The following is a 23,868-nucleotide window of genomic DNA, read 5'->3' on the forward strand; positions in this document are numbered from 1 at the left end:
TGTAGGTCTTTAATGACCTAATATTTTTTAAATATGCGAGATTTCTGGCTGTGGCCGGCGTTGCTTCCTCGGTGGTTGGTCTTTGGGCTGATCAGTCGGCCGTTGTCTGCCGTCTTGCGGCTCACGATCAGCTGCGCATGCATGTGGCTCCCTTCCTACCCTTGCCGCGTTGACGGAGAACCTGCTTCACATGCGGTCTCCATGGGTGTAATATCTGTAAAAAAAACTCCTGGGGCCATTTGTGAGATTTATTATCTGTTAAAGAGTAAACGGAGAAGTAATGGATTGCATTTTTTAATAGATTTTTTGCCTATTTATCAATTGGCTGCCACTCCACTTTTTTGAAGTAAACCTTATTGAATTTCGGTGAAAAGAACACTAAATAAAAGCTCCAAGAACTTCGGTAAGTTGTCGGGTAACTTGTCATAATGTGATGTGTTGGTTGCTTCATATTTATTACAAGACGTTCCGAACCATATGGTTGTGTCGTTGTAATTATTTCCTCAGATCTTGTTAGTACTGGATTGGTGTAAACATCACGCAAAGTCACAATTGCATCGTTGTCAAGAAGCAGTCCCAGATGCCGAAGTCCGCTGTCATAAGTCTCTTGCAGACGCTCTATTTTCCTTCCAAAAAGTGCCTACCTTCAACCGACTGGATTATGGCCGGCTGCTGCTTCTTCTGCGCATCGGCAACACACCCATATTCAAAGCACGCTTCAAGCCGTTTTTTTCAAGGATTTTGTCCATCGAAGCCATCCCATTCTTGAAACGTTCATAGCCATCACCAGGATTGCGCAGCTCGGGACGGTCAACAGAAAATGTCATGCAAATAGCCGATAAGCCCGAAAGTTTTGTTTCCTGGGCCAGGTCAATATCCGGCCCAGGGAATTCGGCGGCAGCGAGAGGAACATCAATGTGGTTGTGCGTGTCGACCCCATTGTGTCCGCTACGATCTTCGCCACCTTTGGGTTAAGCTTGTCTGCTGCCAGCGACATAATGGGGTAATCATTCAAGCAGCACCTACGCCTGAGACAGAGGTTATGAAATCCCGCCGCGAATATTGAGTTTTAAATTTCTTCACTATTTAAATTGGTAGGGCTGATAAAAAAGAAAACTACTCAGAATTAGCCAAATTTAGGTTTCTATGACTAAAAGCTGGTATTGCCAGCAACGCTGCTGACATACTGTTGTCATTTCCGCATTATAATTTTGAGAGAAAGATTCCATCCTATGAAATTTGCATCCATCCGAATTATCACCGCAGACATCCAGCCTCTTATTGCATTCTATGAACAAATTACGGGTTTATCCGTTATTCAGTATACAGAGGATTTCGCAGAATTACACACCTCATCAATCGTACTGTCAATCGCCAGTACCCGGACTTTGGAGCTTTTTGAAGGAAGTCATCTGGCCGCCCCGGCATCCAATCAATCGGTCATTTTAGAGTTTCGCGTAGACGATGTAGACGCAGAATATCATAAGCTGGCAGACCTTCATAGCGCTAATATTGTTCAAGCACCAACTACAATGCCCTGGGGAAACCGCTCTATGTTATTCCGCGATCCTGATGAAAACCTTGTAAACTTTTTTACGCCTGTCACTCGGTGATTAAATGGAAGACCACATTAAATGCTAGCACGCAGATCTGATTCAAAGACAAATTGAGAATGATTTGTTTTTATCAGGCGCGGACACCTTTTGTAAAAGCCAACCAAAGTCGGATACATATACCAAATCGTCAACGCTTTTCATGACGGGTCTTATTAGGAAGTAAAATTTAAGATGCCCGTTAGCAGCTTTATTGTAAACTTTTAACCATTCACCGCAAACAGGAAAGATTTATATCCATCGCTCAGTTTACATTTAAACGACGGTTTCCGCGTACGCTCGTAAATGACTAAGGGGAACGAGAATCATTGACCCTAGCTTACCGATGCCCATGCAAAATTTGAATAAACGTATACCTTTAAGAGCTGAGAGGCTTTCTGTTTTTTACAAACGAATCTCGCCAGGCACTGAATATCATTGCCACATGTTTTGGCGGCAGGACAATGACGGCCAAGATCCAATGGGTATAATATGGGGGTTGGGAAGCCTTCAACGCTTAAGCCAGCTAAACTGGAAGTGTAGATTAAAAATTTTCTGAAAAACGAAAATAAGAGCTACATTACTTTTAGATAGAGGAATACAAATGTATCTGACTTTTATTAAAGAAATCATGACAAGAACAGGACCTATAACGCATTTTGCTCCAGAACTACATATTCCCAATGGGACAATTGAAATTGATTTCTACAAAAAATTCGGAGCAACTGAAAATTTTTGCCTTCGTAACGATGATGGAAGCATTCACGTAGTTGAATTAGAAATTAACGGGGCAATTTTTCATTTGCATGAAACAATGCGTGAGGCTCTTGAACCTATAAGTGCTAAAGGAGTAACAGCGATCATTGGATTATTTGTTGCTAATGTAGACGCAGTAATGAATAAAGCTATTCAAGCGGGAGCAACAGAGATTAGTCCTACAACAGATCATGATTATGGCTACCGACAAGGCATGTTTAAAGATCCTTTTGGACACTATTGGCAAATTCAGAAAAGGATCTAGATGACTAGTACAACAGCATTGCCGGTGACAGGGTGTTATTGAAAACGGTGCCAGTTGACATTCTTCTAAACCTCTCTTTCTCTGCTGCGTAACCGCAAAATCGGTCCAATCCTTGACGAACTTAAAAAAGGGGATGTGATTTTACATAGTGAATTTCCCGACTTGGAAGATCTATGCTTGAAGCGATGGAGATTATATCGATCGCCATGCAGAAGGGAATCAGGATCTACACAGTAAAAGGCGCCTGGCAACTTGATGATTCTATTCAAAGTTATGGTCATGGTTTTTGCCATGGCATCGGAGATTGAGGGAGACACCTTATCAGCAAGCGGACAAAGGAGTCGTTAGCCGCCAAGAAACTTTCTGGAATAAAACCAGGCAGGCCGACTGGCCCAGGCAAAAGTAAGCTCGATCAGTTAAGGCCTGAGATTGAAGCGTTGCTGCTCAGCGGTTCGAGTCAGAAGTACATTGCTGACCGTTACCGAGTGACTGAGGCTACTTTGTCCAATTGGATTAAAAAGAATAGTATCAAAAAGTACCAGAGAGCAGCATAAGTATAACGGCATTACATATTCAATAACACAATTGGGGAAAAATGTCATTGTTCTGAGGGCATTGACAAGCTGCAGGCCTTAAAAGGATGCATAATTCTGTGGCCCTCGGTCAGTAACGGCTGGTATATGGTTTGTGACTAATATGCGTTGGCAGCCGGTAGTAGCTTATTTATTTTGGCAGCAGCTCCACTACTAGGACGACTGGTAAAATTCTCGGCTATGTTACCATCAGGGTCAATAAGCACATAGTGAGGATATACATTAACTCCAAATTTCTCTTCTAACTTTCGTCCCCAAGCTGAATTGGCGTAAAGATTAAGCGTTTTAAGTCCATTGCCTTTGATCATTTCAAGCCACCTTCCCTTTGGACTTCGTGTGCAAATGCTGATGATTTGAACACGCTTATCTTTAAAGTTTTCTACCAGCTCGTTTTCAAAAGGGAATTCTTTGATGCATCCTTTGCAACCAACAAACCAAAAACTAAGATATACTACTTTTCCTTTGAACTGTTCGAGTGAAATAAGCGAATCCTCGCTGTTCACCAAGAAGAAATTTGGGCTGCTCTTTCCGGTACTTAACAAATTAACCCTTTGTGAAGCTCGCTCTTTTAAATAAATGGCAAGGTGACTATTAACTTCGGAGATCGGGAAACTTTCTAATTTCTTTTCAATATCCTGGGGCTTATTATTCAATGCTTCACTGGTCAAAAAGATCGTAAAAAACTCTCCAATTCTTTTTCCGAGGATCTCGACATTCTTCTGATAGTTAGGCGAATTTGTACTTTTTGCCTGTTTGCCATCAACTATTTTATCCGATCTGTATCTGACATACTCTCGCAAAAAATTCAAGTATTCATAGTCATTTTGCGCACCAGCGTTTCTAATCGGCACTCCTGCGAGAAAACTAAAATAACCTTCAGGAGCTTTTTCACGTTGTTGCCAAACATCTCGTTTATAATTGTATGCATAAAATCGAAGCCAGGCATTTGAATATCTGATTGCATCCAATTCAAATCTGAAAAACCAGGGTGGAAGCATTTTTTTTGACTGCTCTTCAAAAAAAACCTGTTCGAGGGCATGCAGACTATCTGCCGCAATTGCAAACTGAGAAAGGTTACCCTCACTGACACCTGCATTCATGATCTGTTGGCCAATTGATATCGGGAAATTTGCGGACTTAGCTTGATAGTAATCCTGCACGGTTTTACTTCGTCCTTCTATTACATATTTTACCTTTTCATTTAGACGATCAATGCTGAGATAAATGGTATCTGCGGGGATCATGAACACATGAATTTTTGTGTCGTTTATGGTTATAAAGCCTTCCTGAGGAATGTAAACGGGACACGACATCCAAAGTGTGTTCTTTTTTGATGATAACGTATCAACTACTTCGGAATAACTATATGCAGGAAATGAATGAAATATTTCGGCTGAAACCGGTAAATCCGCAGTTGGGTTATTGTAAGACAATCTAATGGTAACCGAGCCTTCCATATCCAGCTCCCGGGCAGATGAATAGCTTCCTGTAAGCAAAAGCAGAAAGTTGAAACAAATGAGACGTTGCAATATCAGCATAGCCATGATGTTGAGAATTGAATATATACCTAAGTTAATAGTTATTTACTAACTTCTAAATATCTTGTGTCGCTGAGCTCTAATTCGTATCAAGCACGGTCTTTTGAAAGCTTGACGGGATAGAATTTGTGGCAAGTGCAGGTGCTAATCAGAGCTCAGGTATTCCACCGATTTTTACAAGCAGCAATTGCGATAGACAAAATCTATTAATACGCGTAGCTACTTAATAATACGCGATCTCAGTACCAGTATCACTGGCCAAAAACGTACAAGTAGTGTTCAATAGCGAACATGAGAGCCCTATAAATCTGCCTTTGCAAGCCTTTACTGTTATGGCATTATATTTGTTAAACAAACAACAATGATATAAATCTTCAAGCAAAGATTAAATGGCAAGAGCATATCTGGGAGAATTTGAGGAGCTCGTTCTCCTAACGGTTGCAGTGCTGGATTCAGACGCGTACGGGGTAACCATTGCAGCTGAACTGAACCGGCGAACCGAAAGACCTGTAAGCCTGAGCGGAGTTCACGTAGCGTTATATAGGTTAGAAGAAAAAGCTTTTGTCAGTTCGGAGTTAGGTAGTCCCACAGCCGCCCGTGGCGGGAGGCGAAAACGCATATTTACTGTTACTACGCTTGGCAAACACATGTTATCGGATATGCGTGAGCTTAGAAATCAACTCTGGGAATCAATCCCTTTACCATTTATCTACTGATCATGGCCGAGCAACTTTCAGAGCCTACTCCTCCCAACTGGGCTAATTTCTTTTTCAAGTGGACATGCCCTTCGGAGCAGCACGAAGAAATCATAGGTGATTTACACGAACAGTTTACAATTGATGCATCTGCACTTGGAGAGGCTGTCGCCCGAAGACGGTACCTTATACAAGTGCTAAAATTCTCACTGCCTTACTTTCTTAAACGCAAGATAAATGCCCTAAGCGAACCGGCCACGTACCCCACACCGTTTTTTGTTAATCCGGATATGATCAAAAATTACTTCAAAATTGCCTTCAGAAGCTTTGGAAAAAACAAAGGCTATACGCTGATCAACGTTTTAGGGCTGTCATTGGGATTGACCATAACCATGCTTATTTCTTTATGGGTTTGGGATGAATGGATGTTCAATAAATCCAGTAAAAACCATCAATATGTAGGACGTGTCATGTTACATTCCGCTCAAAACGGCAGCATCGTCAGTTCGCCCAATATGCCATTTCCCTTAGCTGCCGAGCTCCGAGAAAACTTTTCGGCAGATTTTCAAAACGTAGCGATCTCATGGGATACACAGGATTACAGCTTACTCTCGGGCGAAAACAAATTCAGAAAAAAGGGCCGGTTCATGGAGCCCGATGGCGCAAAGATTCTTCCTCTTGAAATGCTTAAAGGAAGCAACACGGCCCTAACAAATCCCTCCCATTTATTGCTATCAGAATCTGCCGCATTATCAATTTTTGGCACACGTCAGCCAATTGGTCAGATTTTGAAGATTGATAATGAACTGGAGGGAATGGTAGCTGGCGTTTATAAAGATTTTCCTCAAAATTCAGACTACTATGACTTATCGTTTATAGCACCCTGGAAGTTGTTTGCATCAGGCAAAAGGATGCAGTGGGTCAATGATCTGAAAGATAACTGGAATGTAAATACTTTCGAAATTCTCGTTCAGACACAACAAAACAGTTCTATTGAAACGGCATCCGAAAAGATAAAGCATGTTTTACTCAGACACATTAAGGAGAGTAAGCATGCCGCCCCGATACCTTCATTATCCCTGCACCCGATGGACAAATGGCACTTGTATTCTACTTGGGAAAACGGCCGCAACACCGAGGGTCAGATCTATTATGTCAAATTATTTGCTGCCATAGCGATTTTTATCTTGCTGCTGGCCTGCATTAATTTTATAAACCTGAGCACAGCCCGCTCCGGCCAGCGGGCAAGGGAAGTCGGCGTTCGAAAAGCTATTGGGTCAAAGCGCGGCCAACTTATAGTCCAATTCATTGCTGAGTCATTTATAATGGTTGCCTTTTCCATGTTGGTTGCTCTGCTGTTAGTACAATTGACCCTACCCCAGTTCAATGCAATTGCCGATAAGAAAATCGGCGCTCTTATGACAAACGGAGCTGCATTCAACATACACCTATTATTTATTGGTGCAGCATTCTGTGTTTTGGTAAGCCTTGTTGCCGGGGGCTATCCCGCGCTCTACCTGTCCTCTTTCAAACCAGTTAATATCCTGAAATCTGGCTCGGCAAGCACTGCGAGGGTTTCTTCTCTGCCAAGAAAAATACTTGTCGTATTACAATTTACAATCTCCATTTCGTTAGTCATTGGTACCGTAGGGGTATTTCGCCAGATTCAATTTGGGCAAAGCAGGGAAACTGGTTACGATCGGAATGGACTAATTTATGTAAAGATTCCGCCTGCTACTAAATCTCTAGAAGCACTAAAAAATGACTTGCTACAATCCGGCATGATCGCATCGGTAGCACAATCCTCAGGTCCCGTTACTGATATACTATCAAATTCTAGAGGATTTTCCTGGCAGGGAAAGTCGGCCATTGATCAGGACGACTTTGCAGTGATCGCAGCTTCACATCGCTATGGCGAAACGGTTGGCTGGCGGATTCTTCAGGGAAGAGACTTTTCGACCGACTTTGTTTCTGATTCATCCGCCATTATTATCAACCAGTCTGCTGTTAAATATATGGGGCTTGACAATCCGGTTGGCAAAACAATCAGGTGGAAAGACGGCACGTTCAATGATTCGGAATACCATATTGTAGGCGTGGTGCAAGATATGATCATGCAGTCGCCATACGAACCTGTGAAGCAGACCATCTATTTTATGACCTATGCACCTAATTACTTATATATCAAATTAACTCCTGGCGTAAGTGTAGCCAGTGCTTTTTCAAAAATACGTCCGCTATTTGATCAACATGTACCTGGCACTTTGTTGGATTTCCAGCTTGCTAACCAGCAATACGATATAAAGTTCAAGGTTGAAAACCGTGTGGGTAAATTGAGTTTTCTTTTTGCTGTGGTGGCCATTTGTATATCATGTCTGGGCATATTTGGTTTGGCCGCCTTTACTGCCGAGCAAAGGCGAAGCGAAATCGGGATACGCAAAGTTCTGGGCGCTTCCATTGCAAGTGTATGGAAATTGATTTCGAAGGACTTTGTGTACCTAACTTTGATTGCCATTGTCATTGCAATACCGGTAAGCTATTACTTCCTGTCCCAGTTGTTGGCAAAGTATCATTATCGTTCCAATATTCCCTGGTGGATTTTTGGCGGATCAGGATTGGCCGCGCTCACACTTACAATTTTCACCGTGAGTTATCAGGCAATAAAAGTAGCCCTTACAGATCCGGTAAAAGCGCTTCGTTCAGAGTAGTGTTTCTAATTAATTTCTTACATACAAAACACCATTTAGTGTATCTATGAAAGGTCAGTATTAACAGATACCAGTGACTTGGCAAGTACGAGATAACGTACTCTGAAGACAATTGAATGAACTCGGCTGTACAAATTATTTCTGTTAAAATAGTGCAAAATAATGCTAAATTTCACAGTAATTCAATGCAACATTCTTTAATTAGTGTATTAAAAAATATCAGATCAGAAGATCAGTACTCTGAATTTAACCATATTACTTTCCTATGAACAGGTTTATTATAAAGACAAATGACTTTAATAAGCCGTATATGGATTTTACGATCAATGTACGCTATTCTAGCTTTGCTCATTTTATATATTATGGACTTATAAAAAATTTGAAAACGGTTTTCTTTGGATTGGTATTCTCTTGCTATTCTGATGGTACTTGCATTTTTTACAATACCCGTCGATGAACTTACTCTAGATAAGGACCATCTTTACTTCGAGAAAAAATCGATACTCCCCTTTTTCAATAAGACAGTAAAACACCAAGTTTCTAAAATACAGCAGATTGGAGTTGGTGGGAATTCTGCAAGAATTGGAACGTATGCACTTCTTAATCCCAGAATTTGTAGAAGCAAAATAGAAATAATCTTTAAAGATAAAACCTCTAAAATTTACGATTTATCTATTTCAAAAAAAGACTCAAAAGAAATAGCAAATAAGATAAGACAGTTAATAAGTTAAATTATCTACATCAAATAACCTTCGTGTGTTTTTGCAGTTTTGGGTACATTCCTTAATACTTCTAATCAGATGAAAGCAGGAAGAATAGACTTCTCGATATCTTTCCAGGTCAGGGAGTGGCTGCCACTTACATCCGAAGCGTTGTGATGTAATGTAAGGATTGAAAGGTTTAAATCGGGGACGATATATAGCACCTGACCTCCGTAGCCAGCAGCATAGATCACAGGAAACACCTTCTCTTTAACCCGGAACACACCCCGCCACCATTGATACCCGTATCCCCAGTCCGAGCTTGACTCATTTTGTGGTAAAACAAATGCGGTCGATTCGGTGATCCAGGAAGTGGACACGATTTGCTTATCATTCCATTTTCCTTTGTCCAATATCAGCTGCCCGATTTTCAACATATCCCGGGGCCTAAGAAATAATCCACCTCCGGTATGGATTTGATTATTCATGGAAGTCCAGGCAAAGTTCTCAATTCGCAAGCCTTTAAACAGGGATTGTTCTGCGTATTTGTCCGCAGGCTTTCCCGTTACATTGGATAAAATACCACCCAGCAGGATCGAAAGGCCGCTGTTGTATTCAAATTTCTTACCCGGCTTGTCCTTTTCATCCAGATTCTTATCCAGCACATACTGATACATATCCTTGCTCTGGTTCATTAAAACGGCATCGTTTTTGGGGTCAGTGTAAGGGATGTCCTCATGCCAATCCAGTCCGGCCGACATGGTTAAGGCATTACGCAGCGTGGGTTGTGCGGATTTTTCTTTTATAGTGTTCTTGTAGGCCGGGAAGAAAGCTGTTAATGGTGCATCCAGATTTTGGATTAGGCTACCATCTTTTGCGATGCCAATCAGGAGCGACGTCACACTTTTTGTACAGGATTGTAAACTATGGATTCTCTCTCGTTCACCTAAATAAAAGTATTCGTCAAGCAACAACTTTCCATTCTGGGCAACAAGCACTGCGTCCAGTCCATGATATTTGCCCTTTAATATGTTCTCGAAAAGATCGTGTAATACCTTTGAATTCGCAGTCTGCATATTCAATGCGCCCACTTTCCAGCCATCACTGGTTACAGGCGGAGCTTGATAGCTCCATTTCAACAGCGGACGATTTTCCTTGTCAGCCCTTGCTGGCCGCTGTGACGTCCAACGATCAGTTTTCGTCAAGGTCACCGTTTCAGGTTTGCGATCGGGTATATTGAGCAACCCAGTAATATCTGTTTTATTCTTCGAAAGATTACCCGTGAATGTCGCTCCTTGCCCCAGATCCAGGAATATTTTTGAATCTGTTATGTTTATACCAGACAGTGTTCCTTCCGCCATTGATTCCGGAATTTCAAACCTACCGCTCCACGAATCAGAAAAAAAGTCATGACGTAGCTCAACATCGAGCGGACCTTTAAGATGTGGCACAGCCTCAAATTCAGTATGCCAAATTCCTACCAGTTTTTGCTGGTCAGTAGAACAGGCCAGAACATTTACGAAGAGTGCCAGACCTATGCAATATCTTAATACCCTTCTCAGCATAATGAATTACAAGACTTATGGATTTTGGTTGCTATCAATAATAATGTAAGATTGGAAATATACAGCTTCTATACCAACTCTGGATAGGCCAGAAATCTATAAGCTCACATCTAATAATTTATATGGTAGGATTGAGCTACGTACAAAGCTCTTAACTCATTGATCGACGTAAGAGAAAACGTGGTTGTTCCCTAGTCCTAGAACGTTGACCCGTTTTTTGAATATTGGCACCTATCTCACGGCAATTTAATTGTGAAATTTACATGCAAAAGAGTCCTGAAGTTTACAGAAAACGGCTCTTTCCAGAACCAAATAGGACAAAAATCACATGGCGCTTAGAGTAGAGAAAAACCACCGAATTTTTGGACAGCTCAATGCGGTAACAAACCGCAACTTAGTTAAGGTGTCCAGCAATGGCCGACCTTACTTGGATTCTCCAGACACAATTAGTGTTATAGCACGTAATCACCACAACCTTCACTATTTATTATCGTTTTCATTTATATTAGTGACCTCAATGAATGTCTAACATACATGAAAGTTAAAGCACTATCTATATATTTTTGCGTTTTCCTTATACTGTATACGTTCCACACTGTTTCTGCCCAGCAACAGTGCAACTGTCTGGCAAATCTGGATACGACGATAAAAAAAACGGAATTGAATTATGTGGGATATCCTGACATGATCGCCAGGAAATTGTTGCCTCAATATACAAGGCAGGTGGTAAAACTCAGAAAAGATGCCGCAAAAGAATCTGATCCCGTCAAATGCTTTCCCATTCTGAACGCTTACGTTTCGTTTTTCAATGACAAGCATTTCGACATTGAATACAGCATTACCGATACCACCAGATTTGAATACAATAACCTGAATGAGGATGCTTTTAAAAAGGATTTCACCACCAAAAAAAGGGATTCGATAGAGGGTATTTGGATCAACCCCGACTCAACTCTGAGGCTGGCAGTCCAAAAGATTAGTCCTACATCTTATCAGGCTGTCGTTCTGCAGAGCAAAGATCCAAAGACAAAGCCTGGTCTTGTGTATTACACTTTTACCAGAGATAAAAATGGGTTTGTTTTCAACCGCTATGACTGGATGACTCCCGATTTTCCTGTTAGGCAGCGTGGTGGTCTTTTATTTGTCTGGAATTTTGAGGTATGGGCAAAAACCTATCCATTAACAATCACTGAGTATGAAAGATCTGAATTCTCGACTTGGCGCAACTATAATTATGGACTCGATTGCAAAAAGCTGGATAACGATCATGTCCTGCTGTCAATTGGCTCATTCAATCGTGACGACAAGATCAAAGAAATGATTCAAAAAAATGACTCACTCATCAGGTCTACAAAAAACCTGATTGTGGATTTGAGAGGCAATGGCGGTGGAAATTCAGGCTGGACCTATTTGCTTCCATACTTTTACACGGAGCCGATCGTGCAGGGCAACACCTATTTGAGGTTATCTCCTGATAACATAAAATCAAATCTAGCCGACATTAAATCAACCTATGAAAAGCCCACAAAAGATCCGAGGTGGGTTCGATCTTATACAACCGAAGTTCTTGACCAGTACAAAAAGGCTTATGAAGAGATTCCCCTTTCGAAGGACCAATTCTATTCGTTGCCGTCCCTTACTTTGTATTCAGATGTTATCCTGAAAACCCCGGAAAAAATCGCTTTGGTCTTTGACGACCTGGGAGGCAGTTCAACCGAGTACTTTTTTTTTATTTCAATGCAAAGCAAGAAAATAACAAGATATGGGGAGCGCACATTGGGTATGATGGATTATATGGGGGTTTCACAGCAAACAAAATTACCCTTTGAAGACTATTATCTTTTGATTCCTGACCGTAAGGCTGCCTGGACAGATGCCAAGCCTACCAACAAGACAGGTTTTGTGCCCGAGCATGACCTAAGACATATTCCACGTCAAAAATGGATAGATTACATTAGGACGGATTTAGAAAAACAATAAGCCTTTATCTGACTTAATCATATCTCTTAAATCAGCATTGAAGTATCAGCCTTGAGCGAACATATGGTGATAAAGACTTGACAGAAAGATCAAAAGTTCAAGAACGGTTATATAATTGATTCCTTTGGAAGAGAAGTAACTGATATCAATGCAGAATAAAATGGATACTCGTGAACAGTGCGATTTAACCTGCATTCAAGTAGTTTAAACATGCTAAAATAAGCTTCCGAACAGCTAAAAGTAGTAAGCTTCGATAGTCCATTTTAACCACCGGTTTTTTAAGGCTGCCTAAGCGGTTACATATTTTATTTGAATAATAAAATACTTTTGGGCCGAGCTGATAGTATACCAAACCTCAAGTTACACCTAGACAAAGATCCACTTATAGCACAGACACGAACTAGTGTGAGGGTTTAACAGTAAATCTTCTGCACCAATCGAACATGTTGGGGTACAATGCATAAACGCTTACTGGGGCAGCCGCCGATCAGCTTTCTTTCAAATAAGCCCTGATCTCGGAAGCTACTGTCCCGGAACTTGGCCTTGGCGCGTGCGCTTTCAGCATTGTACCGTCTTTATTCACCATAATATACCGCGGTATTCCCCACAACATGTACGCGGTCCAGAGAGAGCCGGGAGAGTTGCTTTGCTGATTAATGTGGCTTCCGGGAGGTACAGTACCATCTTTCAGCATCTTTTTCCACGCATCAACATTCTCATCGAGAGACACATACAAGAACACAACTTCGTCGTTTCCTTCAAATTCTTTCACCAGTTTTTTAGATTCCGGGAATTCCTCTCGGCAAGGTCCGCACCAGGTTGCCCACACATCGATATACACCAATTTGCCCTTTAGGCTACTCAACGAAATCGTTTTTCCATCCGGCGTTTTTCCGTCAAAATCAGGTGCCAGCTTACCTTGGCCGAGTGCCTCCCATTTGGCAAAGCTTTGGTCCAGGGTTTTTCTGTAAACAGGTAGTACCGGGGCTTTGTAAAAATCTTCGCGGAGCTTAGCTATTTCAGGAGACAAACCTTCCATTCGCACCCAATAATTGATGTTTGCAGCTCTGAAGTGCCTTTTTAAGAAAGGGTCCATAGTCATTTTTTGAATAAGATCATCAGATGCTTCCAGCCAAAGTCCATCGAGTGAATCTTGGTTCATTTTGTCAGTAACCTTACCTAACGGCGTGTGAATACCGGAAATCAGGTAACCTGAAAGGATTTCGCCATATTCATACATGTTCATATCAAACAAAGCTGAATCCGCAGGCAACGTTGTAACAACCTTTTTAAGATCTGAGGGGATAGTAGGATTGTCTAGGTCATAGCTATAATGGTTGTTTGCATAGTGTTGCTGAAAGGCGTACAACATCATCCCGACTTTCTTTTTCATCAGATCCAGTTCTTCTGCGGCTACACCTTCCTCTTTTTTCAGTTTTTCAAGTTCTTTGTTCAACTCATTCTGATACAATTTGAGGCTAAGTGCGAAATCGGCCGGCTCATTTTGCCAGATAGCCTTTCCTTTATAATCGTAATACTTCCGCGCGATTTTTTGGGAATTTCGAAGAAACCCGTTAACCGCAGATTCGTCACCACTAAGTTTCACTCCGTCGCCCGTTTTACTGGTATCTGCATCCAAGATAATTTCGTCGCCTGCTTTTAGGTACAATGGAATAAATTTATCCTGCACAGAAATATGGCCGAACATCGGCTTTTCAATCGTCGTTTCTATTATCCCATAACCATTGCTATCCAATGTGGATTTCCCTAAAAGCAATGTGTCCAGACTGAGCATATTGTAGGTAACCAGAGCTGCACCCATGCCTTTGGCTTTATTCAACCGGAAAGTAATTTTGACTTTCCCATCATCCTTTTTCGTGCAGTTGGCTAACAGCAATGCGACAATGCAGATTAACAGAAGGTTTTTCGGATGAAGGAACATAGCATTAAGGGTATGATACAAGAAGTTACACTAACAGTACCATTAAAATCCCAATCTTGATGCATCGTCTGAATCGAATCTTAATAAACGTAGTAAGTGTCACAATGCGCGACGTTATCTCAGGCAAGTGCAACGTGTATACAGAAAAGTTACTACGGTGCGTACAGGCGCATTTACTCTCGTTTCAATATAAAGTATCCATAAACCTGATCCAATCGTAATTCTGTGATCCGGCCATTTTCTTGTTTGAATAAATAAATGTTATTTCCGTCTGTCCACGAGTTGTCCCTGATGTATTGAAGCGGTTGCGGCTGTCCTTTGCCGACTGTCAGCAGAAGGTTGGACACGTTTTTACTGATTTTCACATCTATGTCCTGGCCGCGTCCCCGTCCTTTGTAGTTTCCCGTAAATTTTCCGAGGTCACCTGAAAATTGTGGGCGCCTCACTGGCTTTGAATTCTTAAAAATCAGGTCTGCAACTTTATCGGCAATGTTCCTGGGGCCAATGCTGGTGGTGTTCATCAAAACAATAATGCTGATATCGTCATTAGGAAAATAGCTGTTCTGAGAAAGAAAACCGTTAATTCCGCCACCGTGTTCGATAAGGCGCTTTCCCTTCCATTCCGTCACTGTAATGCCTTTCGCATAGCGTGTAACCGTCCCATCATTCAGACTTACAGGCGTTAAAAATTCCTTGTAGCTTTTCTCATTAAGAATCTTTCCATGATGAAGCGCATTGTTCCATTTTCCAAGATCCTCAACGGTCGAGCATAACGAGCCGGCTGCATAAGGCCAGGTGTGGTCAAGATAAGCGGCTCTTACCAAACCTCGATCTACTCTATCATAACCATGAGCCCTGTTTTTAGTGATCTTGTTTTCGCTGCAATAATAGGAGTTGGTCATCCCCGCCTTATCAAATAGATTCTTTTTTACATACGCTTCATAGGACAATCCACTCACCTTTTCAATGATCAGCCCCAGCATAAAAAACGCCGTATTACTGTAAATCAATGCTTCGCCAGGTTCGAAATCGAATTGTTCTTTTTCCACAATGCGTAAGAGCGTATCTCTGCTATGCTTCTGAATTGATAATGTCTTAAAGCTGGGCAATTCGGTATAACCCTTTATTCCGGACGTATGGCTCAGCAATTGCCGTATTGTGACTTTTCGTTTACCAGTTTCAAATTTTAAATATTTTCCAAGGTCATCTTCCAGTGTGAGCTTTTTTTCTTCTGCAAGTTGAAGAATGGCGACTGCGGTGAACTGTTTGGTTACCGAGCCAATTTCGAATGATGCGTTCATCGGAAGCTTAACATTCAATTCAATATCTGCCAATCCGTACGCTTTTTGCAGCAAAGGCTTGCCCCCTTTAAAAACGCCAATGGCTATGCCCACCGCCTCGGATTTGTCGATGTAAGGTTTTACAAAGCCATCTACGCTGACTTCCAAATCGGAACCGTCCAAAGACTTGTCTTCATTTTTTGTGCAGGAGAAACAGAAGAGTATCGGAAGCAAGTAAAGAAAGTGTTTCATAAAGGGAAGGGGCAGGATTTGGGTAAAAAAGCAATTTATGTAAATATGCCGGTAACTGCCGGAAATCTTCGGGTGAAAAATGGCAACCTTGCTAATCCCGTTTATTTTATATGTGGCTATCTTCACTTTCTCCTAGGCAAATTTGCACTCACGGACGATAATAATGCTTACTTAAAAGCCTGGCCATTATTGACTAGGACTTTTTTGCTACACCCCTTTGTATCAGTCTTAAAGTAAGACGGCTATGCTGCGTTTCGAAGTTTGAATTACGTATTAAATTGCATCCCAGCTGTTTAGCGAACTGAAATGTATAGTCTATTCACTTAGAAGCCAAGATTCCGCTGATCATCCAAATTACGCTTTAACGACCGAATTATTAGCCTGCTAAAAGTGGTTACATAATTAAGAATATGAATATTATTAGCTCGACTTGTAAAGGTATTATAAGTATAAGATAGGTAGCCATGTTCAGTTCTGAAACGCGCCGTTCAAATTCGGACATTTGTTGACCTTGCAGATGGCTGAACAGCTCATATTGATGGATTTAGGTCGATGGTACGATTATTCTCCAACCGATTGGCAGTACTTGACCAATTTTCGTTAAAATGAGAAAATATCGACATCTGCTTATCATCTCTGCCCTGTGTTTCGAATGCAGTTACGCTTTATCTCAGACAATAAATCCAGATCTTAACGAAGTCAAGGATTCGATAGTCGCCAGGTACAACCGGAATGATTTTAAGGGAATATATCAACTGGCCGACACCGCCTTTTCCAACCACATTACCGAGAACCAGCTTTCAGGCTTTTTAAGAGGTAACCGCAATTCAGGTAACATTTTAAGCGCCCGATTACAGTCAGTAGCTGACGGAAGAGCTTTCTACTTGTTAGAGTGTGAAACGAGAGACATCAAAATGACCCTCGCAGTGGCTGACAAAAAATTCACAACTTTTGGTTTTTCAAATGTCCCCATCGAGCTTTTGAAAGATGCCCCAAATGTCAAAAATAATAACCCTTTAAAAACTCCGACAGATAAATTGGTGGACAGCCTGGCAAGGTTGTATTTTAAAAATCCAAACAGCTCGGGACTCTCAGTTGGTATTGTTGCTAAGGGTAATGTTCAGACTTATCATTATGGCTCGTCAGACAAGAATACTGAACAACTCCCGTCGTCGCAGACATTGTATGAGATTGGCTCAGTTACGAAAACTTTCACTGCCACCTTGCTGGCTCACGCAGTTATTGATGGAAAAGTCACCTTGAATGATGACATCAGAAAATATCTTTCAGGTAATTACCCAAACCTGAGTTTTGGGGGAGCACCGGTGACTTTACTTCATCTGGCGAATCACACCTCCCGTCTTCCCGCGCTTCCGGATGATATAGAGAAACAACGAAATTTCAATCCAGTTGTTCCTGAGGCACATTACGATTCGGCTATGTATTTTGCTGCGTTGCACAGGGTAAAATTGGATACACTTCCCGGATACAAATACAACTATTCAAACTGGGGCATATCCCTGCTGGGACACATTATGGAAGAAGTTTATGCCAAACCTTATGAAGATCTACTGAAGGAATACATCACAAAGCCTTTCGGAATGAAGGATACCTATTACGATCTGACACAAGTACAGAAGAGGCGGATGGCTAACCCCTACACTGATAACGGAAGGCAGGGCCCATCTCATGCGCTGGGAATTTTCGCGCCAGCAGGGGGGATACATTCCACGCTGGGTGACATGGTGAAATATCTTCATCAACAGATTAGTGAAACCAATCCAGCTGTAAAATTAACGCATCAGCAGACGGCGGGAAATGTAGGTTTGGGTTGGGGTGTTAGAAAAAAGGCAAATATGCTCGATTTTCAACATAATGGAAGTACAATTGGGTTCGTATCTCACATTTCTGTTTTTCCGCAAGCTAAAAGCGGTCTGGTAATTTTAGCTAATAGTAAGGCTGATGTCGGACCATTAATTAATGGATTACAAAAGGTTATAAACAATTAGTATTTCCGTAAAGCTTAATGTACTGAACATTGCACTTTTCTGAGATTACTACTCTCCTGACGTCAACTCCGCAGTCAGGTCTGTTACAGTTTGAGTAATGCAAGTCATTATGTAAATGAATTTTGCACACCTTTTCTGATATAAGACCATTTCTGAAACCCAGGCTACGCAGGTCTGGTATATTTTTTTTCTAAGCTTCTCCCAATATTTTTTACACGTTCGACCGCCACTGATACATGTAATTTGCCGTGTCGATTATTTAGCTATACTCGAAACACTTATTGGGAATGAAGATTTATATTAAATACATGGTAAGTCGCAGGTGCAAGCTTATGGTGAAAGCTGAATTAGAGGCATTAGGACTATGTCACAGTATCATTGAGCTTGGCGAAGTAGAGCTTGATGAAGACTTAACGGAACAGCAGCGCGAGCTGCTTCATTTGGCACTGTTGAAGTCAGGTCTCGAATTGATGGAGGACAAAAAAGCCCGGCTAATCGAAAAGATCAAAACTACGATCATTGAAATGATCTATTGTGATGATGAAGTTCCTAAGCTCAACAACTCTGCGTTTTTAGAGGAAAAACTGGCATACGATTACTCCTACCTAGCCAACATTTTTTCTGAGGTTACGGCAACAACCATAGAACATTATATTATCGCACACAAGATTGAGCGTGTTAAAGAGCTCCTAATATACGACGAGCTCAACCTTACACAGATTTCATACCTGCTTAATTACAGCAGTGTTGCTCACTTATCTTTTCAATTTAAAAAGGTCACAGGACTGACCGCTTCTTTCTTCAAAGGTCTTAAACACAAAAAGCGGCTGCCATTGGAAGACGTGGGGATTAAGAAGCGTATCAATTAAATGACTCTGCTACAACACCTTCCTAACAGGCGTACACTTTTGCATGTCCCAGGCCACTTCTTGCAAGTAAGCAAATAGAACATTTTCTGCACCGATTTCTAAATATTTAGAACGACTGCACCTACCCGAAGTCTAGGGTGTCACCAGTCTGTTTGTTGCATAATCAATAAATAATCTACTTTCTGGCTGTCAAGTCGTCCTAATAACGACTTGGCCACCACGTGCCCTTAGAGCACATGGGAATTATGATACTTAAATTTAAAATTATGTAACCAGCTTGGTGAAACGATACACAAACTTGCGACGTACAACTAATTCACAATAATCCTTAAATGCTATGTCAAAAAAACGTCTACTATTTCTACTTTCTTTTGCAATCACTGTCTCAGGCGAATTATTGGGGCAGGTGCCTAACTTGGGATCAGCGGGAGATTTTGCAGTATTCACTTCTACTGGCGCCTTCAATAACTCAGGCGCTTCACTCATTACGGGTGATGTTGGCACTAATGAGGGATCTTTTTCATTTAACCCGGGCGTGGTCGTAGGCGAGACTCATGTCGCTGATGCTATTTCAAATGCGGCCGCTTTGGACCTGGCCGCTGCATATTCGGCATTGACATCGCGTTCATGTGGCGCAGTTTTACCAGTAACATTAGGGAATAATCAAATCCTTGGGCCCAATGTTTACTGTCTTGGAGCAGCTTCCACAATAAATGGAACATTGATCCTGGATGGAAAGGGCGATCCCAATGCCTTATTCATATTCAAGGTTGACGGAGCATTGTCTACGAGTGCATTCTCGAATGTAGTTCTGATCAACTCGGCCTCGTTTAATAATGTCTTCTGGCAAGTGACTGGCAGATTCGATTTGGAAACCAATTCTATTTTCAGGGGCACGGTTATAGGCGGAGGTGCTATTGAATTGCTTGAAGGCTCCTCAATCGTAGGCAGGGCACTGACAACAGCCGGCGCCATAGATCTGCATAATAATAGAGTTGTGTCTTTGGAAGCAGCATTACCAGTAACGCTTACAAACTTTGAAGCGAAAATAACGGAAGGGAAAGCAGTTCGGCTCGCATGGGCTACAACAGCCGAAACAAACAGCGACCGCTTCGAAATTGAGCATAGCGCTAATGGTAAGAAGTGGGAGAAGCTGTCAACAGTGCTTGCTAAAGGCAAGAGTAACAGTTTGGTGAACTATGAGTATATAGACTTGCACCCATGGAAGGGCGCAAATCTATATCGTTTAAAAATGATCGACATAGATAAATCCTTTACGTATAGTCGTGTAAGGGTTGTAAGTTTTTTAACTGAAGAAAGAATAGCGCTCTATCCAAATCCAATCGTTGATAAACTTACTTTGGCCATCCAAGACATGAGTCAGGTCCAAAGCATCAAAATGAGTGATATCACTGGAAGAGAGATTTTTATAAAGCAGAAAACCCAATCTTCAGACCTGTCCCCGGAAATTGATGTTAGCCACCTTTCTTCTGGCATGTATGTCGTTCAGATTAGCCGTATGGGCCGTCCAGATTCTTTTATAAAAGTTTTGAAACGATAGCATTAGAAATTGGTGAGTTTGGCTATGCACACACTTTTTAAAAAATCAAAAATTTACGATTGATATATTCAAATGATCACATTTCATGACCTTTTATTTGAACACCGCGACAGAACAATTGCGATAGTCCAAAAGTATATTTCAAAGTACACCGCAAACGAATATACGAATACGATAGATACTTGGAATCTATTTATACTGGATCATGCAAGTGATGTCATTGCGGATCTGACGCAAAGTGGCAGCGATGTATTTCATAAAGCCATTACCAATAATGTTGTCCTAAGAAAGGAAGATTTTAATGCTATCAGAAAGGTCAACCTGGATGCAGCAGCCAGATATCAGGAAGGGCTCAAAGACTTGTATCGGTTAATTGTGGAAACTAATCAGCAGAAGGACTTCTGATTTAGCCTTTCTGCGAATGCTAGTAAATATGAATAGTTTAGAACAAATCATCCCTTCTGAAAGGGAGGTTGCGGAGATTATTGCTGTCCTTCATAGCAAGATAGATTTGATAGGCATATGCAGTTGTGAAAACTTTGCAATGCTGGAAGGTTGCCAGGAGGCAATTAAAATATTATGCGGTAAGAAAACGTCTTATAATGATATAAGTGACGATCTGATAACAGACAACGGGTGGATTATTGCGGTACTAGCGGTAGACTATCTAAATGGAATTTGTGATGGGAAGATTTTCAAAGATCTTCCCATTAGATAAATTTTAGTTCCAACTACCCATCCATGTAAATTGTGGCGAGGGACGCCAAGGGCTGAACTATATGCTATGGCTGCTGAACGCAATAATACATGACAAGCAAATGACATCATATCCATCCATTGCTTAGAGTAAACGACTATTAAAGTCAATGTGTTATAATAGCTGAAAGTCCCATGCCGCATACATCAGGGGACGCCGAAACCAAGAGATTACCGGACATGGGAATTATGATACTTAGATGCTTTATTATGTAACTAACTGCACAGATGGCTGCTTTTACCTAATCGATTTCTTGATAATAACTGCGCGAGCAAGTTTGACAAACCCCATAAAACTCATGCCGGCCGAGATAGCGCCACCCCCTCCTATCAAAAAAAAGTCCAATGTAATGCTTCACTCGGCCTGAAAATGTCACAAAAGCCCTCCTGCTGGCAGGATCTAGGCATGCTTCGAGGGTATCTACACCAAGCATTTTTCGGAAAGACTTACTTCCCATTTCGAAATGATACTTTCTGCCCTGATAGTCAGCATAAATTTCATTAGGATATTTAACTGTACAAAGTCTTTTCAAACAAAAGATGGCATAGAAGGCCGTAGTCAAAGTGCTTAAACCCTATTCCCATATCCGCATGAGCTGGAAAAAGAAAGAATGGGAGCATGATTCCGCGCTCCAAATTCGGGTAATGGAAAACGGAAAAAAGACAACAATTGCCTTTCATCATGACAAGCTTGCAGATGCGGAGCAGCGAGAAGAAATGAGTGAATATTGGAGTAGCAAAATGGGCAGCATTAAACTACCCTAAGCGCTTATCCCTGCAATTTTATTTTTAGCTCTCAGATAATTATACCTCCCAAAAATATGGGCATTTAACAACATAGCTTGTTCTGAGTGGTATAGCCTTTTCTCTGCGTCAAACTTTACTTTTACTTTACCTAACGTCGTTTCATCTTCCACCTGGGAAACAATTGTCATCAACTCGCTTAATGAAAAGGTTGGCTTTGATGCTGCAATAGCGTTTGTCCATTGATCAACCACCGTCACCGCCTTGGAGTTTGTCACCGTTTTTATCATTCGATTGTCAATTCCGGGTTTCTTTCTGGGTGGTATAGTCTTAATCGCTTTGGCGGCGGCGGCAATGTGGTGAGGAGTAGTGCCACAGCATCCCCCGACAATGTTTAACCACCCATTACCGGCAAACTCACCAACCAATGCCGCAAATTCTTCCGCTGATTGGTCATACTCTCCAAATTGATTCGGCAATCCTGCATTGGGGTGTGTACTTACCATAAATGGACTTTCCCTGTCAAGGACTTCAATGTACGGTCTTAGTTCCTTTGCACCCAGCGCACAATTTAGGCCAATTGATAAAATGGGAGCATGTGAAATGGAGATAATAAATGCCTCAACGGTTTGTCCTGATAAAATTCGCCCGCTTGCATCGGTAATAGTCCCCGAAACCATGATCGGGTATTTCTGACCGATTTTTTCAAAGATTGTCATTAATGCAAACAGTGCTGCTTTTGCATTCAGGGTATCAGTAATCGTTTCAAGCAAAAACAGATCTACCCCGCCCTCTATCAATGCATTGGCCTGCTCGGTATATGCATTTTCCAGCTGGTCAAAGTCTACTGCTCTGAAACCCGGATTGTTTACATCCGGTGATAGTGATGTCAACTTTGTCGTCGGGCCCATAGCACCGGCTACAAACAAAGGCTTGACATTATTGCTTCTTTGAAACTCCAGAACGGCATCCTTCGCCAGTTTTGCACCCTGATAATTGATCTCATAGACCAGATGCTCCGCTTCGTAATCAGCTTGTGAAATGCCGTTTGCCCCGAACGTGTTGGTAGACAGTATGTCCGCACCCGCATTCAGGTATTGCACATGAATGTCTTTGATTACATCTGGTCTTGTCAGGTTCAAAAGGTCATTGTTGCCTTTCAGCTCAATAGGATGATCAGACAATGATGAATTTCTAAAATCCGCTTCTGCCAATCCTAATTGCTGTATCATTGTACCCATTGCTCCGTCCAACAAAAGTATTCGTTGTTCTGCTTCTATTTCTATTGCGTGCATGGTTTCAAGTTTTGTGGTCAATTACCTAAATTTATCAATCTTACGGATGTAATAAGAATCAGCCTGAAATTTAATGCAATCAGGTGTTTTAAATGTCAGAAAACGGAAAAAGAAATGCATTACAAAGATTATTTTATAAATTCAATCAGGAAGAATTTCCCGGTGAACTCCGCCCAGTTGATCATGGAAACTGAAAACCATTTCAGCCATATTTCCAAAGATACCCGCTTTGCCGCAACATCTAAAAATCCGATCGACAGGCGGCTCAATTTCAGCGCGTACTTTTTAGCGCTTGTACAAACACTCAATGAGCATGGCGAAACTTTCGAACGAATCCGGGAAATATGTCTGGAAATAGTGATCGAATATGTGAAGCCAAAAAACAGAATTCAGCAGTTTCTTAAAAAACTCCCACCCAAACTGATCGGCACCCGCGTTGCAGGATTATTTTTAAAGTTGTTTGACAAAAAAGTAAGTCAAAATGCCAATCCCAACGGTTTCATTGCAAAAATCATTACCGACAAAAATGAAACCTACGGGTTTGGCTATGGCGTGGATATCATGGAATGCGGTATCTGTAAACTTTTCAAAAAACACGATTACGAGAAATATGCCTCCATACTCTGCGAAGTAGATAAAGTAACGTCCGGTCTGGCGGGCCTTGAACTAATCCGAAGTGGAACAATCGCTAACGGAGCAGCCAAATGCGATTTCCGGTTCAGGCGAATTGAGGAAGCAACCGAAGGTTAAGTGTTATCAATGAATCC

20 protein-coding genes are annotated in these 23,868 nt (G+C 41.5%); 12 read left to right on the plus strand and 8 right to left on the minus strand.

Going from position 1 to position 23,868, the window contains the following annotated elements; all coding sequences use genetic code 11:
• Positions 1–17: 17 nt before the first annotated feature.
• The 3 genes from LZG73_RS25640 to LZG73_RS07970 all read right to left on the minus strand — a co-directional run bounded on the left by LZG73_RS25640 (position 18) and on the right by LZG73_RS07970 (position 997).
• Complete coding sequence (locus LZG73_RS25640; protein ID WP_409014314.1) at positions 18–143, minus strand: DUF5712 family protein; 126 nt, start codon at positions 141–143, stop codon at positions 18–20.
• 516 nt (positions 144–659) lie between these two features.
• Positions 660–827, minus strand: a complete 168-nt coding sequence (locus tag LZG73_RS07965) for a hypothetical protein (RefSeq protein WP_233847402.1) — start codon at positions 825–827, stop codon at positions 660–662.
• Entirely contained in the window at positions 824–997 is a 174-nt protein-coding gene (locus LZG73_RS07970; protein ID WP_233847403.1) for a hypothetical protein, read from the minus strand. Before LZG73_RS07970 ends, LZG73_RS07965 begins: the two co-directional genes overlap by 4 nt.
• A gap of 235 nt (positions 998–1,232) precedes the next feature.
• On the opposite strand from LZG73_RS07970, the gene LZG73_RS07975 reads away from it, so the two are divergent.
• A complete protein-coding gene (locus LZG73_RS07975) occupies positions 1,233–1,613 on the plus strand; it encodes a VOC family protein (RefSeq protein ID WP_233847404.1) in 381 nt (126 codons plus the stop codon).
• Between the two features lie 610 nt (positions 1,614–2,223).
• Complete coding sequence (locus tag LZG73_RS07980; RefSeq protein WP_233847405.1) at positions 2,224–2,613, plus strand: glyoxalase/bleomycin resistance/extradiol dioxygenase family protein; 390 nt, start codon at positions 2,224–2,226, stop codon at positions 2,611–2,613.
• A gap of 691 nt (positions 2,614–3,304) precedes the next feature.
• Here LZG73_RS07980 and LZG73_RS07985 read toward each other — a convergent pair.
• Positions 3,305–4,750 (minus strand): TlpA disulfide reductase family protein, encoded by a 1,446-nt coding sequence (locus LZG73_RS07985; RefSeq protein WP_233847406.1) that lies wholly within the window; start codon positions 4,748–4,750, stop codon positions 3,305–3,307.
• Positions 4,751–5,133: 383 nt separating this feature from the next.
• On the opposite strand from LZG73_RS07985, the gene LZG73_RS07990 reads away from it, so the two are divergent.
• Positions 5,134–5,460, plus strand: a complete 327-nt coding sequence (locus tag LZG73_RS07990; RefSeq protein WP_233847407.1) for a helix-turn-helix transcriptional regulator — start codon at positions 5,134–5,136, stop codon at positions 5,458–5,460.
• Positions 5,461–5,462: 2 nt separating this feature from the next.
• A complete protein-coding gene (locus tag LZG73_RS07995; RefSeq protein ID WP_233847409.1) occupies positions 5,463–8,147 on the plus strand; it encodes an ABC transporter permease in 2,685 nt (894 codons plus the stop codon).
• A gap of 796 nt (positions 8,148–8,943) precedes the next feature.
• Here LZG73_RS07995 and LZG73_RS08000 read toward each other — a convergent pair.
• Positions 8,944–10,209 (minus strand): serine hydrolase, encoded by a 1,266-nt coding sequence (locus LZG73_RS08000; RefSeq protein ID WP_233847411.1) that lies wholly within the window; start codon positions 10,207–10,209, stop codon positions 8,944–8,946.
• An 873-nt stretch (positions 10,210–11,082) separates the two neighbouring features.
• On the opposite strand from LZG73_RS08000, the gene LZG73_RS08005 reads away from it, so the two are divergent.
• Positions 11,083–12,393, plus strand: coding sequence for a S41 family peptidase (locus LZG73_RS08005; RefSeq protein WP_233847413.1), 1,311 nt, complete (start codon positions 11,083–11,085; stop codon positions 12,391–12,393).
• Between the two features lie 487 nt (positions 12,394–12,880).
• On the opposite strand, the gene LZG73_RS08010 is transcribed toward LZG73_RS08005, so the two are convergent.
• Positions 12,881–14,335: a TlpA disulfide reductase family protein gene (locus LZG73_RS08010; protein ID WP_233847415.1), complete on the minus strand. Its 1,455-nt coding sequence runs from the start codon at positions 14,333–14,335 to the stop codon at positions 12,881–12,883.
• A 173-nt stretch (positions 14,336–14,508) separates the two neighbouring features.
• The gene (locus LZG73_RS08015; protein ID WP_233847417.1) at positions 14,509–15,867 is read right to left on the minus strand and encodes a serine hydrolase; all 1,359 of its coding nucleotides are present in this window, start codon (positions 15,865–15,867) and stop codon (positions 14,509–14,511) included.
• 605 nt (positions 15,868–16,472) lie between these two features.
• On the opposite strand from LZG73_RS08015, the gene LZG73_RS08020 reads away from it, so the two are divergent.
• The 6 genes from LZG73_RS08020 (at position 16,473) to LZG73_RS08045 (ending at position 21,827) form a co-directional block, all read left to right on the plus strand.
• Positions 16,473–17,876 carry a serine hydrolase gene (locus tag LZG73_RS08020; protein ID WP_233847418.1) on the plus strand — a complete coding sequence of 468 codons (1,404 nt, stop codon included), beginning with the start codon at positions 16,473–16,475 and terminating at the stop codon, positions 17,874–17,876.
• A gap of 287 nt (positions 17,877–18,163) precedes the next feature.
• The gene (locus LZG73_RS08025; protein WP_233847419.1) at positions 18,164–18,745 is read left to right on the plus strand and encodes an AraC family transcriptional regulator; all 582 of its coding nucleotides are present in this window, start codon (positions 18,164–18,166) and stop codon (positions 18,743–18,745) included.
• A 337-nt stretch (positions 18,746–19,082) separates the two neighbouring features.
• The gene (locus LZG73_RS08030; protein ID WP_233847420.1) at positions 19,083–20,306 is read left to right on the plus strand and encodes an ice-binding family protein; all 1,224 of its coding nucleotides are present in this window, start codon (positions 19,083–19,085) and stop codon (positions 20,304–20,306) included.
• 72 nt (positions 20,307–20,378) lie between these two features.
• Positions 20,379–20,711, plus strand: coding sequence for a hypothetical protein (locus tag LZG73_RS08035; protein WP_233847421.1), 333 nt, complete (start codon positions 20,379–20,381; stop codon positions 20,709–20,711).
• Positions 20,712–20,739: 28 nt separating this feature from the next.
• Entirely contained in the window at positions 20,740–21,024 is a 285-nt protein-coding gene (locus LZG73_RS08040) for a hypothetical protein (RefSeq protein ID WP_233847422.1), read from the plus strand.
• A 602-nt stretch (positions 21,025–21,626) separates the two neighbouring features.
• Positions 21,627–21,827 (plus strand): SRPBCC domain-containing protein, encoded by a 201-nt coding sequence (locus tag LZG73_RS08045; protein WP_310588385.1) that lies wholly within the window; start codon positions 21,627–21,629, stop codon positions 21,825–21,827.
• On the opposite strand, the gene LZG73_RS08050 is transcribed toward LZG73_RS08045, so the two are convergent.
• Positions 21,824–23,101 (minus strand): homocysteine S-methyltransferase family protein, encoded by a 1,278-nt coding sequence (locus tag LZG73_RS08050; RefSeq protein ID WP_310588386.1) that lies wholly within the window; start codon positions 23,099–23,101, stop codon positions 21,824–21,826. The two genes, LZG73_RS08045 and LZG73_RS08050, sit on opposite strands and share 4 nt — an antisense overlap.
• A 114-nt stretch (positions 23,102–23,215) precedes the next feature.
• On the opposite strand from LZG73_RS08050, the gene LZG73_RS08055 reads away from it, so the two are divergent.
• Complete coding sequence (locus LZG73_RS08055) at positions 23,216–23,851, plus strand: L-2-amino-thiazoline-4-carboxylic acid hydrolase (protein WP_233847424.1); 636 nt, start codon at positions 23,216–23,218, stop codon at positions 23,849–23,851.
• Positions 23,852–23,868 lie beyond the last annotated feature (17 nt).

Source organism: Dyadobacter sp. CY326, assembly GCF_021390515.1.
In the GTDB taxonomy this organism is placed as follows: domain Bacteria; phylum Bacteroidota; class Bacteroidia; order Cytophagales; family Spirosomataceae; genus Dyadobacter.

Coding starts and splice junctions, on each gene's coding strand:
- LZG73_RS08050 (WP_310588386.1), bottom strand. CDS start 23,101: ATGCACGCAATAGAAATAGAAGCAGAACAACGAATACTTTTGTTGGAC.
- LZG73_RS08040 (WP_233847422.1), top strand. CDS start 20,740: ATGAATAGTTTAGAACAAATCATCCCTTCTGAAAGGGAGGTTGCGGAG.
- LZG73_RS08010 (WP_233847415.1), bottom strand. CDS start 14,335: ATGTTCCTTCATCCGAAAAACCTTCTGTTAATCTGCATTGTCGCATTG.
- LZG73_RS08035 (WP_233847421.1), top strand. CDS start 20,379: ATGATCACATTTCATGACCTTTTATTTGAACACCGCGACAGAACAATT.
- LZG73_RS07980 (WP_233847405.1), top strand. CDS start 2,224: ATGACAAGAACAGGACCTATAACGCATTTTGCTCCAGAACTACATATT.
- LZG73_RS08000 (WP_233847411.1), bottom strand. CDS start 10,209: ATGGCGGAAGGAACACTGTCTGGTATAAACATAACAGATTCAAAAATA.
- LZG73_RS07995 (WP_233847409.1), top strand. CDS start 5,463: ATGGCCGAGCAACTTTCAGAGCCTACTCCTCCCAACTGGGCTAATTTC.
- LZG73_RS07970 (WP_233847403.1), bottom strand. CDS start 997: ATGTCGCTGGCAGCAGACAAGCTTAACCCAAAGGTGGCGAAGATCGTA.
- LZG73_RS08015 (WP_233847417.1), bottom strand. CDS start 15,867: ATGAAACACTTTCTTTACTTGCTTCCGATACTCTTCTGTTTCTCCTGC.
- LZG73_RS08020 (WP_233847418.1), top strand. CDS start 16,473: ATGAGAAAATATCGACATCTGCTTATCATCTCTGCCCTGTGTTTCGAA.
- LZG73_RS07990 (WP_233847407.1), top strand. CDS start 5,134: ATGGCAAGAGCATATCTGGGAGAATTTGAGGAGCTCGTTCTCCTAACG.
- LZG73_RS25640 (WP_409014314.1), bottom strand. CDS start 143: ATGCATGCGCAGCTGATCGTGAGCCGCAAGACGGCAGACAACGGCCGA.
- LZG73_RS08025 (WP_233847419.1), top strand. CDS start 18,164: ATGAAGATTTATATTAAATACATGGTAAGTCGCAGGTGCAAGCTTATG.
- LZG73_RS08055 (WP_233847424.1), top strand. CDS start 23,216: ATGCATTACAAAGATTATTTTATAAATTCAATCAGGAAGAATTTCCCG.
- LZG73_RS07975 (WP_233847404.1), top strand. CDS start 1,233: ATGAAATTTGCATCCATCCGAATTATCACCGCAGACATCCAGCCTCTT.
- LZG73_RS07965 (WP_233847402.1), bottom strand. CDS start 827: ATGACATTTTCTGTTGACCGTCCCGAGCTGCGCAATCCTGGTGATGGC.
- LZG73_RS08030 (WP_233847420.1), top strand. CDS start 19,083: ATGTCAAAAAAACGTCTACTATTTCTACTTTCTTTTGCAATCACTGTC.
- LZG73_RS07985 (WP_233847406.1), bottom strand. CDS start 4,750: ATGGCTATGCTGATATTGCAACGTCTCATTTGTTTCAACTTTCTGCTT.